Here is a 17,209-nt window from a genome sequence, read left to right as displayed (position 1 = left end):
GTCAGCAGGCGACGGCCGGGCCCTCGGTGTGCGGGCCCTCGGCCGGGCAGACCATGGCGGCCGGGCCGGCCAGGGCGCGGGCCTCGTGGAGGAGGCCGGGCGGGGTGGCGGCGCTGAGGGTCCAGACGACGGCGCCGCCCCCGGGCTGCTCGGGGACGGCCGCGAACCGGTCCCTCAGGTCGGCCTCGGCGGTCTCCGGGTACGGGAGGTGCAGCGTCTCGTAGCGCACCGGGGCGGTGTCCACCGGGAGGATCCCGATCCGGCGGGGGCCGCCACCGGGGCCCGGGTCCGCGGCGGGGCCTTCGATCAGCAGCTCGGTGAAACCGCGGCCGCCCGCCTCGCCGGGGCCGCGGGCGTGCGTGTTGCCCGGGTAGACGGCGAAGGCGCCGGCGCCGGGGACCAGCCGGTGGTGGACGTGACCCAGCGCCCAGTAGTCGTAACCGGCGCGGGCCAGCGTCCGCGGGTCGGCCGGTGCGCAGATCCGGCGGCTCCAGGCACCGTGCAGGCTGGTGTGCAGGAGTCCTATGTTGATCGCGCCGGGGATCGCGCTGGGGAATCCGGCCGCGAGGTCGCGGCGCTCGTCGGGCTCCGCCACCGACTGGCCGTGGACGGTGATGCCCAGGTCGGGCCAGGTCACCGACTCGGGGGCGTCCGCGCCGAGCCACAGCACCGACGGCGGGAGGTTCAGCTTGTGCGGCAGCGGGGTCTCGGCGTCGTGGTTGCCCGAGACCACCACCGTGCGCAGGCCCGCCTCGTGGAAGGCGCCGAGCGCGTCCTGGCAGGCGGCCAGCGCCCGGGCGTCGGCGTGGCGGCGGTCGAAGACGTCCCCGGCGATGAGCACCGCGTCGTAGCCGCCCCCGACGATGCGGCGCACGGCCGCGCGCAGGGCCTCGTACGGGGCTTCGCCCCGGTCTATCGCGGGCGCCCCGGGGTACTCCGCCAGGCCGCGCAGGGCGGACCCTATGTGCAGGTCGGCCAAGTGGGCCACGCGTATCGGCGCGGCCGCGGAGGTGTTCACCGGCCGAGGATGAGGTCGGTCTTGAAGGCGTCCCGCTCCAGCAGCCAGCCCTCGGCGCGGAGCTTGCCCATCAGGTCGGCGCGCAGCTCGACCGCGTCCCGCAGGGTGCGCCCCTTGGCGGTGATCTCGGCGAACCAGGTCAGCTCGCCGGAGGCGGTCCGCAGCCTGCTGACTTGCGTCTCCATCGCGTGATCGAGCATCCGGCCAGGGTAGTTGGCCTGTCTTACGGGACCGTGGAGCCGAGATGAAGCGGTGACCGACTCAGCCCAACCGGCAGGTTTCGCACCCCACTTGGAGAGCTTGCCGGGGAGACGGTCCAGTACGAGGGCGCGGGAGGCGTCCAGCCCGGGGAGTTCGCCGGGGGCCAGGCCCGGGACCGGCCGGCACTTCTTGTTGGTGAAGTCGAGGGTGGCGCGGGTGTGGCTGAGGTTGACCTGGACGGTGTAATTGCCGTCGCCCGCGCAGAAGTTGTGTCCGGAGGCCCGGTCCATCACGCGCCGCACCGCGGCCGGGTCCGCACCGTCGCCCTCGATGTCGAAGCGGGCCTTGTAGGCGAGTCGGATCCGGTTCTCGTCGTCGTGGCGCCGGATGCGGACGATCCAGCCCTGCCCGTTCAGGCTGCGCCCGGCGTCGTCCATGTACTGGGCGACCTCCAGGCGGCCGGGCGCGCCGAGCGACAGTGCGGCGGCCGCGGCGGCCGTGGGCAGGCCGTCGGCGTCGAGCACCCGGTCCGGATCGACCAGCAGCTTGACCTGGTAGCCCGCGCGCGACGGCGCCACCGGCGACATCCCGGCCCGCACTCCGGAGCGAATCCGGCGACTCGTCGCTTTCTGCGTTTTCTGCAGTTTTCGCATATCCCCGTCGATCATGCCTCATACGACACCAGCCCGCCCGAAAGCCCCGGAACCGCGCAGGTGAACAGGCGGTGAATCTACCCCAGGACCAAGGTCCTGACCTGCGAGGTCTCTCGGCCCCTCAGTTCGGGATCTTCGCCGTTCGTTCGCGCCGAATAAAGATCATAGATTGTGAATGCATTCACAAGACCCCGGCAACGGACAAAGGTGCACGTCATGGCCACTCTGCTCACCCCTTCCCACGAGATCACCACCCCCGGCGGGGCCGCCGGCACGACCGGAGGCGAGAGCGGGGGTGAGAGCGGCCCCACACTCGCCCTGCCGGCCCGCATCGCCCTCGCCGCCCTCCGCGTCCTGGTCGCCTGGACCTTCATCTGGCCCTTCCTGGACAAGCTGTTCGGACTCGGATTCAGCACCCCGTCGGCCAAGTCGGTCGTCAACGGCGGCTCGCCGACCGAGGGGTTCCTGCTGCACGGGACGAAGGGCCCCTTCGCTCACACCTTCGACTCGGTAGCCGGCGCCGGCTGGCTTGACCTGATCTTCATGACCGGACTGCTCGGCATCGGCCTGGCGTTCCTGCTCGGCATCGGCACCCGGATCGCCGCCGCCTCCTGCGCGATGATGATGGGCTTCATGTGGCTCGTCACGATGCTGCCCGCGACCAACCCCCTCACCGACGACCACTGGATCCTCGCGGTGGCCGGCGCGGTCGTGGCCACGACCGCCGCGGGCGACCACTTCGGGCTCGGACGGGCCTGGCGTCGGACCGCGCTGGTCCGCCGCTACCGCTTCCTGATCTGAGACCGGCTCCTCGCCCGGCACCGCCCCTGCCCGCCCCACCCCGCCCCGCCCCGCCCCGGGTCCGACACGATGCGCGCCGCCCCCTCCCCGGAGCGGTGTGCATCGTAGATTTGGCGTAATGTCCGGAATTCTCCATCATTCCGTCGCAATTCCGTCGCACGTCAGGAGCCGGCGCAGTGGAGCTGACCAGTACGTCGTTCCTCGTCACGCTGATCGTCGTCACCGGGCTCGCGATGCTCGCCGCGCTGCTCCTGTGGAACCGGATCCCCGGACCGGGCTGGTTGCGCTGGCCGGCCCGGGTGCTGATGATCGGCTTGTGCCAGCTCACCGCCATCTGCGTGGTGGCCACCTGGATCAACGGGAGCTACGGCCTCTACTCCTCGTGGGACGACCTGCTGGGCACCGACACCGGGCAGAACGACGCCGCCATGACCGGGCCGCCGCTGGGGCGGGCCAAGTTCACCCTCGGCGGCGACGGCACCCGCACCACGTACTTCCGCGGCTCCCACTCGAAGCTCGCCGGCCAGGTGATCGTGTGGACTCCCCCGGAGTACGACGCACCGGGCGCGGACAAGACCCGCTTCCCCGTGCTGATGCTGCTGCACGGCTACCCGGGCTCGCCCCGCTCCTGGCTCGACGTCGGCGACATGCCCGGAGCGCTGGAGCAGCTCGTCCAGCTCGGTGCGGCGCACCCCTTCATCCTGGTGATCCCGGACCTGTACCCGGGCGGGGTGAACACCGACTGCACGGACACCCCGCAGCGGAAGGTGGCGAGCTGGCTCGCGGAGGACGTGCCGGATCTGGTCGCCAAGAACTTCCGCACGCTCCCCGAGCCCCGGGGCTGGGGGCTGATGGGCATTTCCACCGGGGCCTTCTGCGCGGCCAAGCTGCCGCTCCAGTACCCGAAGGCGTTCCGGGCGGGCGCCGCCCTGGACCCGGATCCGCTGACCGGGGACCCGGAGGTGCTGTCCGATCCCGTGCTGCGCGAACGCAACAGCCCGATGTGGCTGGTCCAGCAGGCGAAGCACGACAAGAACACGGACGTCGGGCTGTTCCTGGCCACGTCCGCGCAGGACAAGGACAGCCCGCCGCAGCAGCTCGCCGACTTCACCAAGGCGGCCCAGAACTCCGGGGTACGGATCAAGACCCTGGTCCGCCCGCAGGGCGGACACAACTTCCAGACCTGGATCGCGATGTACCCCGACGCACTGGGGTGGCTGAGCACGGAGATCTCACCGCCGGGCGAAGCCCCGTAGGCGGACCGGCAGCGACTCCACGCTGTTGCCGATGAAGCTGCACTGGTGCGGGAGTTCGGCCTCGGGGACGGCCAGGTCCAGGTCCGGGTATCGGGTGAAGAGGGCTTCCAGGGCGATGGTGGCTTCCAGCCGGGCGAGCGGGGCTCCGACGCAGTAGTGGGCTCCGTGTCCGAAGGAGAGGTGGCGGGCGGCGGTGGGGCGGGTCAGGTCGAAGCGGTCGGCGTCGGGGCCGTGGAAGGCCTCGTCGCGGCCGGCGGCCGTGTATCCGGCGAGGACCGGGGTGCCCTGCGGGATCAGGGTCCCGTCGATGGTCAGATCGCGGGTCGGGTAGCGGAACGGGAACCAGCTGATCGGGCCGTCGAAGCGCAGGGTCTCGTCGACCACGTCCGACCAGGTGGCCTTGGAGTCCAGGACCAGCGCGAGCTGGTCGCGGTGGGTGCACAGGGCGCGTACGGCGTTGCTGATCAGATTGAGCGTGGTCTCGTGGCCCGCGACCAGCATCAGCCGCATGGTGCCGGTGAGTTCGGCCTCGCTGAGCCGGTCTCCGTCGCCGTCGCGGGCGGCTATCAGCGCGCTCGTCAGGTCCTCGCCCGGATCGGCCCGGCGGGTGGCGGCGATGGTGCCGATCAGCTCGCCGAGCTCGCGCACGGCCGCCATGACCTCGGCCGGGGTGGTGTCGGTCGCGACGATGACCGTGTTGGACAGCTCGTGCAGCCGGCCCCGGTGTTCGGGGTCCACGCCGAGGAGCTCGCAGATCACGCTCATCGGGAGCGGGAGCGCGACGTGCGTGCGCAGGTCCGCCACCCCGTCGGGGGACGCCGTCGCGGCCCGGTCCAGGTCGGCCAGCAGCTCCGCCGTCAGTTCCTCGATCCGGGGGCGCAGCCGCTCCACCTGGCGGACCGTGAAGGCGTTGCCCACCAGGGAGCGCAGCCGGCGGTGGTCGGCATCGTCGGCGGTGTGCATGCCCTCGGCGTTGGTGAAGACGCGCAGCGGCCAGTCCCGGGCGATGGTGCCGTCGTGCAGGGCGGGGAAGTGCCGGGCGCCCTTGGCCGCATCGGGGTGGGCCAGGAACTCCTTCAGCGCCTCGTGACCGAGGACGACCGCGCCGGGCACCCCGCCGGGGAGCACCACGTCGGCCACGGCGCCCCGGGCGCGCAGCCGGGCGTTGAGGGCGTGCGGGCAGCCGCCGGCGGGGTCGATGACGTGCGGGGGCGGCGACGGGGGCGTCGGCTCGGATGCCTGCGCGGTGGGATCGGTGGACAAGCCTGTCTCCTGACCATACGAACAGATCTCGGCCAACAGTGCGGTCTGGAGGGCCGGTTGTTCAAGACCGCCCCCGTCCCGTCTCGGGAAACCGCAGGCGCGCCGCACCTCCCCCGCCGCGCGGGGCGTCGTAGGGTCGCGGTCATGGCGCAGGCACAGCGGACTCTCGAAGGCAAGGTCGCCCTGGTGGCCGGGGCGACCCGGGGCGCGGGCCGGGGCATCGCGGTCGAGTTGGGGGCACGGGGCGCGACCGTGTACGTGAGCGGGCGCAGTACGCGGGGCAGGCGTTCGGAGTACGACCGGCCCGAGACGATCGAGGAGACGGCCGAGCTGGTCACGACTGCGGGCGGACAGGGGATCGCGGTGGTCGCGGACCACCTGATCCCCGATCAGGTCGCCTCCCTGGTCGGGCGGATCGACGCCGAGCAGGGCCGTCTCGACGTGCTGGTGAACGACATCTGGGGCGGCGAGCGGCTCTTCGAGTGGGAGAGCACGGTCTGGGAACACGACCTGGACAAGGGGCTGCGGCTGTTGCGCCTGGCCGTGGAGACGCACGCGGTGACCAGCCACTACGCGCTCCCGCTGCTGCTGCGCGAGCCGGGCGGGCTGGTGGTGGAGATGACGGACGGCACGGCGGAGTACAACGCGAGCCGCTACCGGGTCTCCTTCTTCTACGACATCGCCAAGTCGGCGGTGCTGCGCATGGCGTTCGCGCTCGGACACGAGGTGGGACCGCGCGGGGCGACGGCGGTGGCGCTGACCCCGGGCTGGCTCCGGTCGGAGATGATGCTCGACAACTTCGGTGTCACCGAAGCGAATTGGCGGGACGCACTGACGACGGTCCCGCACTTCGGCATCTCGGAGACCCCCTTCTACGTCGGCCGCGCGGTCGCGGCCCTGGCCGCCGACCCGGAACTGTCCCGCTGGAACGGACAGTCGCTCTCCAGCGGGCAGCTCGCCCGGGTCTACGGCTTCACGGACGTGGACGGCAGCCGGCCGGACGCCTGGCGGTACATGGTCGAGGTACAGGACCCGGACCTCCCGGCGGACCCCACCGGCTACCGGTAGGGAGCACCTTCGGGCCAGGCCGCTTCAGCCCCGCTCCAGCAGTCGGGCGATCCCGTCGAGGACGCAGCGCAGGCCGAAGTCCCACACGGTCTCGGGGTTGTACCCGCCGACCGCGCTGCCGACCCGCCCCGCGAGGGGGTACCGCTCCGGGTCCATGGCCCGCGCCAGCAGCGGGGCGCTGAGCTCCCACCACTCCTGATCGCTCTGGCGGGCGTTGTGCGCGGCGGTGTCGGCGGCGGCCAGGGCCTGCGCGTGGACGAAGCCGAGGAGGTGGGTCAGGGCGGCGTCCATCTCCACGTCGGTGAGGCCGATGCCGTCGAAGGCCGCGAGCTCGTGCTCGTACTTGCCGATCACGCCGGGGCCCAGCGGGGGGCGGGTGACGGACAGCTCGCCGATCCACGGATGCCGCAGGAACAGCGCGCGGTTCTCTTCGGCGACGCGGGCGACCCTCTCCCGCCAGGACCCGTCCGGGCCCGGCTCGCCGCGGTCCATGTCCAGGTACGCGGCGTCCAGCATCAGGTCGAGCAGCTCGGCCTTGCCGGGGACGTAGGTGTAGAGGGTCATGGGGGTGACCCCCAGCCGCTGGGCCAGTGCCCGCATCGTCAGCGCGTCCAGCCCCGACCGCCCCTCGCTCGCCGCCTCGCCGGCGAGCGCGATCGCGCCGTCGACGACGGCGTCGACGGTCAGTCCCTGCCGGGGTCCGCGCCGCCCGCTGGGCGCCCCCTGCCCCGGCTCGCGCCACAGCAGCTCCAACGTGCGGACGGGGTCTCCCGCGCCGCTCCGGTCCGTGCTCCGGTCCGCGCTCACTCCAGACCCCTTCCGCTGCCTTCCGGCAGCCCGCTCATTTATCTTGTACGCCGTACAGAATACTGTGTATAGTGAAACTCCGAGCCACGATACCAGGAGGACCCCATGCGGATCACCGACACCGCCATCTGCCTCACCGTCGAGGACACCAGCACCTCTTCCGCCTTCCTGACCAGGCATTTCGGATTCAAGGAAACGATGGCCGCGGACGGCTTCGCCTCCCTCTCCCACCCCGACGGCCCGAACGTGATCTTCGTGCGGCGCGGCCTGGAGGTGCTCCCCGAGGAGCTCCGCGAGCAGCGCGCCGCCGGAGTGCTCCTCGCGTTCACCGTGGCCGACCTGCCCGCCGAGTACGAACGGCTGCGCTCCGAGGGCGTCCCGATCGTCATGGAGCCCCGGGTCGAGCCCTGGGGCGAGCGGGTGTTCCTGGTATCCGACCCCAACGGTGTGATCATCGAACTGGTTGACTGGGTGGAGACCGCCACCGAGCCGGCCGCCGAGGCCACCTCCGACGAAACCGCCGCCACCGCCTAGGACAGGAGCACGCCCGCGTGACCCCGCCCCGCCTGGTCCCCCTGCTGGCCCAGTTCGACTTCGCCCGCACCCGCCTCTCCGGCCGTATGGCCGGGCCCGTGATGGACAGTGGCGACGGGTCGGACACCGAGGTCGGCCCCATGACGGACGAGGAGTACTTCTGGGAGCCGGTCCCGGACTGCTGGTCGGTGCGGCGCCGCGCGGACGGGCCCGGGGCGCGGGCGACCGCACTGGCCGGGGCGGGCGACTGGGGGCGGGACGCCGCGGCCTATCCGCACCCCTGGCCGCCGCCGTTCACCACGATCGCGTGGCGCCTGAGCCACCTCACCGAGATGCTCACCCTGCGCGCCGACCACACCGCCGGGAGCCGCCGGCAGACCCGGGCCGACCACCGCGTCGAGGGCGGGGCCGCGGGAGCGGTCGCGGGCTTCGACTCCGCCGCGGCGGCCTGGCGCACCGCGCTGCTGAGCGTCGACGAGGCAGCCCTGGACACCGTGGGGTACTGCACCTACCCGCACGGCAGCGACGCGGAGGAGCCGTTCGTCGACATCGCCTGGTGGGTCAACCAGGAACTGCTGCACCACGGGGCCGAGATCGCCCTGATCCGCGATCTGTACCGGGCGCGGGGGCTCTGACGCGAAGCCCCCGCCCCGCGGGCGGCTTCATCCCGCGGCGGTCCCGGGACCGTCCCCGGCGAGCGGGGCGAAGAAGCGGGCCACGTCCTGCTCGGTGACCTCGTCGAGGGAGGCCGGGGACCAGCGCGGGTCGCGGTCCTTGTCGACGACCTGCGCCCGGATGCCCTCCACCAGGTCCGGCGAGGTCAGCGCATTGCAGGAGACGCGGAACTCCTGTTCCAGCACCGGCTCCAGCCCGCCGAGGGCGGCGGCCCGGCGCACGGCCTCCAGGGTCACCTTCAGGGCGGTCGGGGATTTGGCGAGGATCGTCTCGGCGGCCTCCTTGGCGGCCGGCTCCCCGTACGCGAGCAGCCGGTCCACGATCTCCTCGACCGTGGCGGCCGCGTAGCAGTGGTCGATCCAGTCCCGCCAGTCGGCCAGTACCCCCGGCCCGGGCGCGGCGGCGTACCGCGTCAGCACCTCCGCGGCCGGGGCCCCGGCGAGCTCGGCGGTCAGCGCGGGCAGCCGCTCGGCGGGTACGAAGTGGTCGGCGAGCCCGCACAGCAGCGCGTCGGCGGCGCCCACGGCGGAGCCGGTGAGGGCCAGATGGGTGCCGAGCAGGCCCGGGGCGCGGGCCAGCAGGTGGGTGCCGCCGACGTCCGGGACGAAGCCGATGCCGGTTTCGGGCATGGCGACGCGGGAGCGTTCGGTGACCACGCGGACGCTGCCGTGGGCGGACACGCCGACTCCGCCGCCCATCACGATGCCGTCCATGAGGGCCACGTAGGGCTTGGGATAGCGGGCGATGTACGCGTTGAGCCGGTACTCGTCGCGCCAGAAGGCGGCCGAGGCACCCGTCCCGGCCTTGGCGTCGTCGTGGATGGCCCGGATGTCCCCGCCGGCGCACAGGCCTCGCTCGCCCGCGCCGCGGATGAGCACCTGCTCCACGCCCGGATCCCGCTCCCAGCCGGTCAGGGCCTCGGTGATGCGCAGCACCATGGGGTGGGTGAGGGCGTTGAGGGCCCTGGGCCGGTTGAGGGTGATCACCCCGGTACGGCCTTCGACGGCGCACAGGACGGTGTCGGAGGTGTCGGCCATGTCTACGGTGTCGGCTTCGGTCTTCACGCCGTCCAGTGTGACTCCTCCCCCTCCTAACGGTAGGGGGCTTCTCGCTATGCCTGGTTGGCGTCGCGACGGACCAGCCCGGCCCGTAGAACGTTGAGTGCCTACTGTGTCCGCGTGCGCGGTGTGGCTGCACGAGACACAGTGGAACTTCTCCTGTGTGGGCCGGTTCTCCGCCGAGACGTGCCCGCATTCGGGGCAGGTCCGGGAGGTGTTGCGGGGGTCCACGGCGATCACTTCCCGTCCGGCGCTTTCAGCCTTGGCGTGCAGGATCGTCAGGAACACCCCCCATCCGGCATCGTTGATCGAGTGGTTGAGTCCGGCCTTCGCGGCTGCCCCGTTGGGCAGAAACGCGCCCGGCTGGCCGGGATCGGGCTTCGGCGCGGGAGCCTTGACCATGTTGCGGATCTTGAGGTCTTCATACGCGATGAAATCATGCTGACGCACGAGGTCAAGGGCGGTCTTGCGCGCGTGGTCCAAGCGCTGACGTCGGACCTTGCGGTGCAGGTCGGCCACCTTCTGGACCGCCCGGCGGTGGTTGCCGGTGCGCTTGTCACGGCGCGCACGCGGGAACCGGGCGAGAGCGTGCTGTGCGGCTGCGAGTTTCGCGGCGGCTTTCCGGCCGTGACGCGGGTTGGCGACGTGCTCACCGTTGGAGGTGGTGAGGAACGAGGCTATACCCATGTCGATGCCGACCAGACTGCCCGTCTGGGGCAGCGGCTCGGGGGCCGTCTGCTCGGCCGTGAGGACGACGTACCAGCGTCGACCTTCGCGCTTGACTGACACGGTCTTGACCTTCCCGACCACGGGACGGTGCTGGTTGACCTTGATGTGCCCCACGCCTTGGAAGCGGACGCGGGTGACCGGGGCGTGCGGAGCGGCATCCCAACGGCAGCCGTCGCCGTCCCTGGGGAAGTCCACCGTGTCGAACCAGTTCACCCCGCGAAAACGCGGGTAACCAGGCGTCTCACCGGACTTGATACGGCGGAAGAACGCGATGAACGCCTTGTCCAATCGGCGAAGCGTCGCCTGCTGCGAGCTGAACGACCAACGGCCCTGACGCTCCGGATCGAACGCCCGGATCTCCTTGAGCTGCACGGACTGCTGCCCGTACTTCACGGACGTCCGCGACACGTGCCGGTAAGCCTCACGGCGTTCCTGCAACGCACCGTTGTACAGGGAGCAGTGATCGCGCAGCATCTCGCCCAGCGCGATCGCCTGACCCACGGTGGGCCGCATGAGGAACTTATACGCACGGATCACCCGGCCCACCCCCCTCTTGACTCTGCGGTCAACCTACCGGCCGTCCGGTGCTGTCATCCGATCAACGACGCCCCTCGCGAAAGGTCACCCATTCGATCCACGAACCCGTATCCGGCACCCGGCACCCGGCACCCGGCACCCGGCACGACGACACGCTCAATCGCTACGGACACCTGAAACCGTGCAAGCCTGGTCCGATATGCGCAAGATTATCCTGATGTCGCAGGTGTCCCTCGACGGTTACTACGAGGGGCCGGAGCGGCAGATCGACTGGCACCGCGTCGACGAAGAGCTGCACCAGCACATGAACGACGAACTGCGGTCGGCCGGCGGCATGCTGATGGGCCGGGTCTCCTACGAGCTGATGGACTCCTACTGGCCCACCGCCGACGCCGATCCCGCCGCGACACCGGCCGTGACGGACTTCGCGGGCATCTGGCGCTCCGCGCGGAAGTACGTCTACTCGCGCACCCTGGACGCCCGGCAAGCGGACCCGAACGCCACCGTGCTCCGGGAGGTCGTACCGGCGGAGGTCGCCGCCCTCAAGGCCGCCCCGGGCGGCGACCTGGTGCTGGGCGGGGCCGACCTCGCCGCCTCGTTCCTGCGCCACGGCCTGGTGGACGAGTACCGGATCTACGTGCAGCCCGTACGCATCGGCCGCGGCCACCCCCTCTTCCCGCCCTCCGACGGCCTGGTCCCGCTGCGGCTGGAGGGGACCCGTACGTTCTCCAACGGGGTGGTGCTGCTGCGGTACACCCGCGCCTAGGGGGTGTCCGCGCCGGAGAGCGCGGCGAGGTAGCCGGACAGGGCCGTCGCCGTGGCGGACAGCGGGAAGCGGGCGCCGAGGTAGCCGTCCGGGCGTACGAGGAATCCGGTCGGGCCGTCGGCGCCGTACAGGCGGGCGAACTCCCCTGCGGCGTCCCGGTATCCGGGGACGGGCAGGCCGACGGACGCGTCGGCCGCGGCCTCGCGGGCGAGGACGGCCACGGTTCGCGGGCCGGCGGCGTCGCCGTCCGCACCGCCCGCACCGTCCGCGCCGCCCGCGCCGCCCTCCGCCAGGACCGGGCCCGCGGCCCGGGCCTGGTCGGCGGCCTCCGCCAGGGCCGCGCCGTCGGCCCCGTACAGGAGCACCACGTGGCCGGCCCGACCGCGCAGGACGTCGAGCAGCCGTGCCGGGTAGGCGGCGATCGGAAGGGGCAACCCGGCGCAGTCCGGAGCCCGTTCGCCGGGCTGTGGTGTGTCGGCCGGGCCGAACGGGCGGCCGGCGAGCGGTCCATCGCGGTAGCCGACGAGCAGTTGGGCCTCGCGGAGCATCACGGTCCGCGGATCGTCCTTGTCGCTCTCCATGCCTTGGGTCGCGTGCCGTACGGTCCGGCCGACGACCTCCTCGCCGACGGGCCGGCGCTCGGCGTCGTAGCTGGCGAGCAGGGCGGACCCGGCCGACGCCCGGAGGGTGAGGGCGAGCTTCCAGGCCAGGTTGCAGGCGTCCTGGATCCCGGTGTTCATGCCCTGGGCCCCGGTGGGCGGGTGGATGTGGGCGGCGTCGCCCGCGACGAAGACGCGCCCGTCGCCGTACCGGTCGACGATGCGGTGGCTGATGCGGAACACGGAGGACCAGCGCATGCCGGAGACCGTGGCGGGGGCGGGGGCGAGGCGGTCGACGACGGCCTGGATGTGGGACAGCTCGGGGACCCGGCCCCCCTCCAGCCCGTGCAGCACGCCGTCGCCCGCTCCGGGTCCCCCTGTCGATCCCCTTGCCGCGCCCTCGGCCGGCTGCGCGGAGAGTTCGGGCGGGACCCGCATGGACATCCGGTAGCGGCCCCGGCCGGGCAGCGGGATGCACACCAGCACGTCGTCGGTGGAGCCGTCGGCGCCCTGGTACATGGACCGCAGGCCGTACCCGTCGGGCAGGTCCCAGTCGCTCACGACGTCGGCCAGCATGTACTCCTCGGCGAAGGCCCCGCCCTCGTAGGAGAGGCCGAGACTCTTGCGCACGGTGCTGTGCGCTCCGTCGCAGCCGATGAGGTAGCCGGTGCGCAGCTCCTCCTCGCCGCCGGAGGCGGTGCGCAGGAGGCTGGTGACGCCGCCCGCGGTCCCGTCCCCGTCCTGGGTGAACGACAGCAGTTCGGTGCCGCGTTCGATGACGGTGCCCAGCGCCGCCAGGTGCTCTTCGAGGATGCGCTCGGTCTCGTACTGCGGCAGCGCGGCGAACCGGTACGGCACTTCGGGGGCAGCATGAGCTCGATCCGGGCGCGCTCGGTGCCGTTGACGTAGATCAGTTGGCCGCGCAGGGGCGCGGCGGCCTCCATGACGGTGCGGGCCAGGCCCATCCGGTCCCAGATCTCCAGGGTGCGCGGCTGGATGCCGACCGCCTTCGCGTACGGGAGGCGGGCCGGCAGCCGGTCGACGAGGCGGCAGCTCACTCCGTGTCGGCGCAGTTCCACGGCCGCGCTGAGGCCGACCGGACCGGCGCCCGCGATGAGTACGTCGGTCGTCGGGGTGTGCGCCATGGGTTCCTCCCAACCGCCTGGCCCCGAACCGGTTCCCTCCCACCATGCTGACCCGGCGGGACGCGTACGGCCAGACGAAGGGGTCAGCCCACCTTGCCGTGCGTACCCGGGGTGTGGCCGAAGGCCCGGCGGAACACGTCGATGAACGCGCTCGCCGAGGACCAGCCACAGCGGTGCGCGACCGCCGTCACGGGGGTGTCGACCGCCAGCAGCCGCAGCGCGTGGTGCAGGCGCAGTTGGGTCCGCCACTGCGGAAAGGTCATGCCCAGCTCGGCGCGGAACAGTCGGCTCAGGGTCCGCTCCCCCGCCCCGGCCCCGGCCCCCGCGGAGAGTTCCGCCAGCCCGCGCGGATCCGCCGGGTCGGCGTGCAGCAGCGCGCACACCGCGGCCAGCCGGGAATCGGCGGGAGCGGGCAGGTGCAGTGGCTGGAGCGGCGAGGCCCGCAGCTGGTCGAGCAGCACCGCGAGCATCCTTCGCCTCTCGGCGGTGTCGTCCTGCGGGGCCCGGGTGTAGGCGAGGATCAGCTCGCGCAGCAGGGGGCCGACGGCGAGCACGGCGGGGGCGGAGAGGGAGAGCGGGTTGAGATGGGTGGGCAGGCCCACGCAGTGCAGGTGGACGCGGCCGAAGGCCCGGTGCTCGTGCACGGTCCCGGCGGGGATCCACAGGGCCCGGGTGGTCGGGGCCACCCAGGTGCCGGCGTCGGTGGTGACGGACAGCACGCCGGAGCCCGCGTAGCAGATCTGGTGGTCGTCGTGGCGGTGCGGATCGATGCCGTGGTGGGTGTCGAGCTCTCGGATGCTCGTCGCGGCGCGCGGGGTGTGGCGGATTTTCTGCATCACTCGGCAATTTATCGGAAGCGGGCCACCCCTGGCGAGAGCGATTCTCGACCGGTGACCTCCATGAGACCGACCCCGACCCCGGCCCCGATACCGATACCGGCGCCCCAGCCGGCACCCACGCCCACCCCGACCTCGGCCCGGCCGCGTACGGCCGCCTTCGCCGCGGGCCACTCCTGCGTGGACGTCTACCAGGGCGCCGTCGCCGCTCTCGTTCCGTTCCTCGTCTCCGAGCGCTCGTACGGGTACGCCGCCGCGTCCGGCATCGTGCTGGCCGCCTCGCTGCTCTCCTCCGTGGTCCAGCCGCTGTTCGGGGCGCTCACCGACCGGTGGCCGATGCCCTGGCTGATCCCGCTGGCCACCGCCGCCGCGGGGCTGGGCGTGGCGCTCGTCGGACTCGACGCCGGGTACGCGGCCACCCTCGCCGCCGTCGCCCTGTCCGGGCTGGGCGTCGCCGCCTACCACCCGGCGGCCGCCAGGCTGGTCCGTACGGTGGGCGGACCCGGGCACGGGGCGATGAGCTGGTTCGCGCTCGGCGGCAACGTCGGCTTCGCGTGCGCCCCGCTGCTGGTCGTCGGCGCGCTGGCACTGCCGGGCCCGGCGGGGTGGTGGCTGCTGGCCGCCCCGGCGGCGCTGGGCGTGTTCCTCAACCGGCCGCCGTCCGCGAAGCGTTCGGCCGCGCACCGGGCGGCGGCCACCCCACCCCTGGCCCCGACACCGACACCGACACCGGCCCCGGCCCCGGCCCGGCACCCGCGCAACCTCCGGCGGGCCTTCCTGCGGCTCTCCCTGGTGGTCGTCGTGCGCTCGGTGGTCTTCACCGGCCTGAGCACCTTCATCGCGCTGTACGTCCGTGAGCGCGGCGGCGGCGAGACCGCCGGCGCCGCAGCCCTGTTCGCACTCTTCGCCGGGAGCGCCGGCGGCACCCTCCTCGGCGGTCGGCTGGCCGCCCGCTGGGGCCGTGTCACCACCGTCCACCGTGCTTACGCGGCGGTGGTGCCGGCCGTCGCGGGCATCCTCTTCCTGCCGCTGCCGCTGGTGTACGTCTGCGCGGCACTGGCCGCCACCGCGCTGTACGTGCCGTTCTCCCTCCAGGTCACCCTGGGCCAGGACTACTTGCCGACGCGCATGGGCACGGCGAGCGGGGTCACCCTGGGGCTGACCGTCAGCGTGGGCGGCCTCGCGAGCCCCCTCATCGGCGCGGCGGCCGACGCCGCCTCGCTGCGCACGGCCCTGCTCCCGCTGGCCGCGCTCCCCCTGCTGGCCTGGGCCCTGGCCCGGCGCCTGCCGGAGCCCGCGGAGCCGGAGCTCACTACGGCCCGCGGGTGACGGCGGCCTCCCGGGGGCTGGAGCGGTGGGCCCGCCAGGCGGCCAGGGCCTGCGGGCGGGTGCCATCGGGGTGGCGGGCGTGCCAGTCCCTGAGGAACCGGTTCAGCTCGAACTGGGCCCCGATCTCCTGGGGTTGCGCCGCCTCCGCCCGGGTGGCGTGCCAGTGCGCGACCGCTTCGGCGAGGGTGCGTCCCGCGCCCTGGGCGACGTAATCCCGCATGAAGGCGTCGAAGTGGAAGCCGGGCCCGATCTCCCGGACGAAGTACTCCCGCAGCACCTGGCTGCACCGCTGCCCCGGCGGGAACACGCTGGCACCGCCCACGGGTGCGGCGAGCTGCCGGCCCGCACCACGGCCGGGGGCGGGGGCCGGGGCCGGGAGCCCATCCAGCGCGGCGGCGATCCGCGCCGTGACCGCCGCCTTCCCGCCTCCGGCGGGCAGGCCCATCCGGCGTGCCAGCGCGGTGAGTTCGGCCAGCGTCCAGTACCAGCGAGCCAGCTCCGCCCCGCTCAACTCCGGACTCGGAGCAGGCCGCACGTCACCTTCATTCGCACTCATGTTCCCATTTTAGACTCCGCACCGCCCGTGCCCGCCCGGGGGCGACGGTCCGCGGCCCGGCGGCGTTCACGGCCGCGCAGGACGTCGAGGGCGAAGAACCTCGGGACCGCCGCGCCCAGCCCGTCCAGGCCGGTGAACCCGCGGCGGGCCATTTCGACGTCCGGCGAGGTGCCGCTCCCCTGCCAGTGGCGCAGGAAGAGCTTCGCGCACATCGGCGGCGGCGGGACCACGAGCCTGGGCCGGGTCTCCTCCGCGGCCTCGTCGGCCCGGCCGACGAGCGCGCACCACTCCTCCCAGTGCTCGGAGTCCCGCAGGCGCGCCAGGACCGCCGGACGCCAGTCGACCGACTGCCACACCGGCCACACCCGCACCATGAGGAGCCGGATCCGGTCGGCGACGGGGAGCCCGTCCCGCTCCTGTTCCGTGAACCACCGGGCGAGGGAGTCCGGCAGCGGCGACCGGCCGTCGAGCCCGAGCTTGGCCCGTGCGTACGCTTCGAGCGTCATGCCCCTGGCGCCGGCGAGCTCCTGCAGGAGGCCGGTCAGCACCTCCTCGTGCAGCGCGGGGTAGCCCGCGTCGAAAAGCCGGGCGGCGTCCAGGACGTCGAGGTCCGACATCCACCGGCCGGGAGCGTGCTCCCGGCGGGTCCGGCGGACCAGGGACTGGGTCCGGCTGATGCCGGTGAAGGGCACTTCGGGCGCGACCGGGCCGGGGGTCGCGGCGCCCCGGCTCGCGATCGCGCGCAGCGCCGCCATGGCGTCGAGCCGTTTGATGTCCCAGACGCCCGAGGCGATCATCTCCTCCAGCGTCCGCAGTGAGTCGTGGTCCTGCTCGTCGAGGGCCTGCTCGATGTCCTTCCAGCCCCGGTGCGCGAAGGGCAGCGCCGCGGCCGCCGCCACGATCCGCCGGCCGGCGTCGGGCGGGATCAACTCGGTCTCGGCGCCCTCCGCGCAGCCGTAGCGGAGGTTCACCAGGGCCACGGTCTGGGCCGGGTACCCCATCTCGGCCGGGCCGTGCAACACCCCCACCTCGTCGTCCCCGTCGATCTCTCCCGAGGCGTACAGGGTGAAGACGGCGCCGAGGCCCCGCATGCCGCAGGGGGCGAGTTCCGCGGCCCGCAGGGCGCCCATGCTCGCGGCGCCGATCACCTCCGCGCCCTCGGTGAGCACCTGGAGGATCTCCTTGTGGCCGACGGAGCGCCGTTCCCGGAAGTAGCCGTCGACGACCACGACCACGTCCCCCGGGTGCCACTCCTCCGCCAGGAGGTCGCCCCGGCCCGCGGGCGGCCGTACGTCCGCCTCCGGGAGCACCGCGTGGACGTCGGCGGCCGAGATCGTCGGCCCCGCGTAGACGATCACCCTGGACCCGTTCACGCTGA

The 17,209-nt window shown here is 73.1% G+C and carries 15 protein-coding genes and 2 pseudogenes; 7 read left to right on the top strand and 10 right to left on the bottom strand.

Annotation, left to right across the window (positions count from 1 at the left end; translation table 11 throughout):
• Position 1: 1 nt before the first annotated feature.
• Positions 2-1,018, bottom strand: coding sequence for a metallophosphoesterase family protein (locus AC061S_RS03055; protein ID WP_478684232.1), 1,017 nt, complete (start codon positions 1,016-1,018; stop codon positions 2-4).
• Positions 1,015-1,797, bottom strand: a complete 783-nt coding sequence (locus AC061S_RS03050) for a hypothetical protein (protein WP_478684231.1) — start codon at positions 1,795-1,797, stop codon at positions 1,015-1,017. The genes AC061S_RS03055 and AC061S_RS03050 overlap by 4 nt, the downstream gene beginning before the upstream one ends.
• A gap of 291 nt (positions 1,798-2,088) precedes the next feature.
• On the opposite strand from AC061S_RS03050, the gene AC061S_RS03045 reads away from it, so the two are divergent.
• Positions 2,089-2,673: a DoxX family membrane protein gene (locus tag AC061S_RS03045; RefSeq protein WP_478684230.1), complete on the top strand. Its 585-nt coding sequence runs from the start codon at positions 2,089-2,091 to the stop codon at positions 2,671-2,673.
• A gap of 176 nt (positions 2,674-2,849) precedes the next feature.
• Positions 2,850-3,929, top strand: a complete 1,080-nt coding sequence (locus AC061S_RS03040; RefSeq protein ID WP_478684229.1) for an alpha/beta hydrolase — start codon at positions 2,850-2,852, stop codon at positions 3,927-3,929.
• On the opposite strand, the gene AC061S_RS03035 is transcribed toward AC061S_RS03040, so the two are convergent.
• Positions 3,906-5,192: a cytochrome P450 family protein gene (locus AC061S_RS03035; RefSeq protein ID WP_478684228.1), complete on the bottom strand. Its 1,287-nt coding sequence runs from the start codon at positions 5,190-5,192 to the stop codon at positions 3,906-3,908. The two genes, AC061S_RS03040 and AC061S_RS03035, sit on opposite strands and share 24 nt — an antisense overlap.
• A gap of 144 nt (positions 5,193-5,336) precedes the next feature.
• Here AC061S_RS03035 and AC061S_RS03030 point away from each other — a divergent pair, with 144 nt between their 5' ends.
• Entirely contained in the window at positions 5,337-6,260 is a 924-nt protein-coding gene (locus tag AC061S_RS03030) for an SDR family oxidoreductase (RefSeq protein WP_478684227.1), read from the top strand.
• A 24-nt stretch (positions 6,261-6,284) separates the two neighbouring features.
• Here the strand turns inward: AC061S_RS03030 and AC061S_RS03025 are convergent, their stop codons facing one another.
• Positions 6,285-7,067, bottom strand: coding sequence for a TetR/AcrR family transcriptional regulator C-terminal domain-containing protein (locus AC061S_RS03025; RefSeq protein WP_478684226.1), 783 nt, complete (start codon positions 7,065-7,067; stop codon positions 6,285-6,287).
• 105 nt (positions 7,068-7,172) lie between these two features.
• Between AC061S_RS03025 and AC061S_RS03020 the strand changes: the two genes are divergently transcribed.
• Positions 7,173-7,601, top strand: coding sequence for a VOC family protein (locus AC061S_RS03020; RefSeq protein ID WP_478684225.1), 429 nt, complete (start codon positions 7,173-7,175; stop codon positions 7,599-7,601).
• A gap of 17 nt (positions 7,602-7,618) precedes the next feature.
• Positions 7,619-8,236, top strand: coding sequence for a DinB family protein (locus tag AC061S_RS03015; RefSeq protein ID WP_478684224.1), 618 nt, complete (start codon positions 7,619-7,621; stop codon positions 8,234-8,236).
• A gap of 27 nt (positions 8,237-8,263) precedes the next feature.
• Here the strand turns inward: AC061S_RS03015 and AC061S_RS03010 are convergent, their stop codons facing one another.
• Both AC061S_RS03010 and AC061S_RS03005 read right to left on the bottom strand, forming a co-directional pair.
• On the bottom strand, positions 8,264-9,313 hold the full coding sequence (locus AC061S_RS03010) for an enoyl-CoA hydratase/isomerase family protein (protein WP_478684332.1): 1,050 nt from the start codon (positions 9,311-9,313) through the stop codon (positions 8,264-8,266).
• Positions 9,314-9,499: 186 nt separating this feature from the next.
• Positions 9,500-10,537 (bottom strand): annotated as a pseudogene (locus AC061S_RS03005) (RNA-guided endonuclease InsQ/TnpB family protein); the annotation flags it as partial.
• A gap of 262 nt (positions 10,538-10,799) precedes the next feature.
• Between AC061S_RS03005 and AC061S_RS03000 the strand changes: the two are divergent.
• The gene (locus tag AC061S_RS03000; RefSeq protein ID WP_478684223.1) at positions 10,800-11,366 is read left to right on the top strand and encodes a dihydrofolate reductase family protein; all 567 of its coding nucleotides are present in this window, start codon (positions 10,800-10,802) and stop codon (positions 11,364-11,366) included.
• On the opposite strand, the pseudogene AC061S_RS02995 reads toward AC061S_RS03000, so the two are convergent.
• Positions 11,363-13,110 (bottom strand): annotated as a pseudogene (locus tag AC061S_RS02995) (FAD-dependent monooxygenase). The gene AC061S_RS03000 and the pseudogene AC061S_RS02995 overlap by 4 nt on opposite strands.
• 83 nt (positions 13,111-13,193) lie before the next feature.
• Positions 13,194-13,946, bottom strand: coding sequence for an AraC family transcriptional regulator (locus AC061S_RS02990; protein ID WP_478684222.1), 753 nt, complete (start codon positions 13,944-13,946; stop codon positions 13,194-13,196).
• A 63-nt stretch (positions 13,947-14,009) separates the two neighbouring features.
• On the opposite strand from AC061S_RS02990, the gene AC061S_RS02985 reads away from it, so the two are divergent.
• The gene (locus tag AC061S_RS02985) at positions 14,010-15,275 is read left to right on the top strand and encodes an MFS transporter (protein WP_478684331.1); all 1,266 of its coding nucleotides are present in this window, start codon (positions 14,010-14,012) and stop codon (positions 15,273-15,275) included.
• Here the strand turns inward: AC061S_RS02985 and AC061S_RS02980 are convergent.
• A complete protein-coding gene (locus AC061S_RS02980) occupies positions 15,259-15,831 on the bottom strand; it encodes a DUF6434 domain-containing protein (RefSeq protein ID WP_478684221.1) in 573 nt (190 codons plus the stop codon). The genes AC061S_RS02985 and AC061S_RS02980 overlap by 17 nt on opposite strands.
• Positions 15,828-17,204: a TfuA-like protein gene (locus AC061S_RS02975; RefSeq protein WP_478684220.1), complete on the bottom strand. Its 1,377-nt coding sequence runs from the start codon at positions 17,202-17,204 to the stop codon at positions 15,828-15,830. Before AC061S_RS02975 ends, AC061S_RS02980 begins: the two co-directional genes overlap by 4 nt.
• Positions 17,205-17,209 lie beyond the last annotated feature (5 nt).

The sequence above is a fragment of the Streptomyces sp. CA189 genome (genome assembly GCF_056428985.1).
This window is presented reverse-complemented; position numbering and strand designations above follow the sequence as displayed.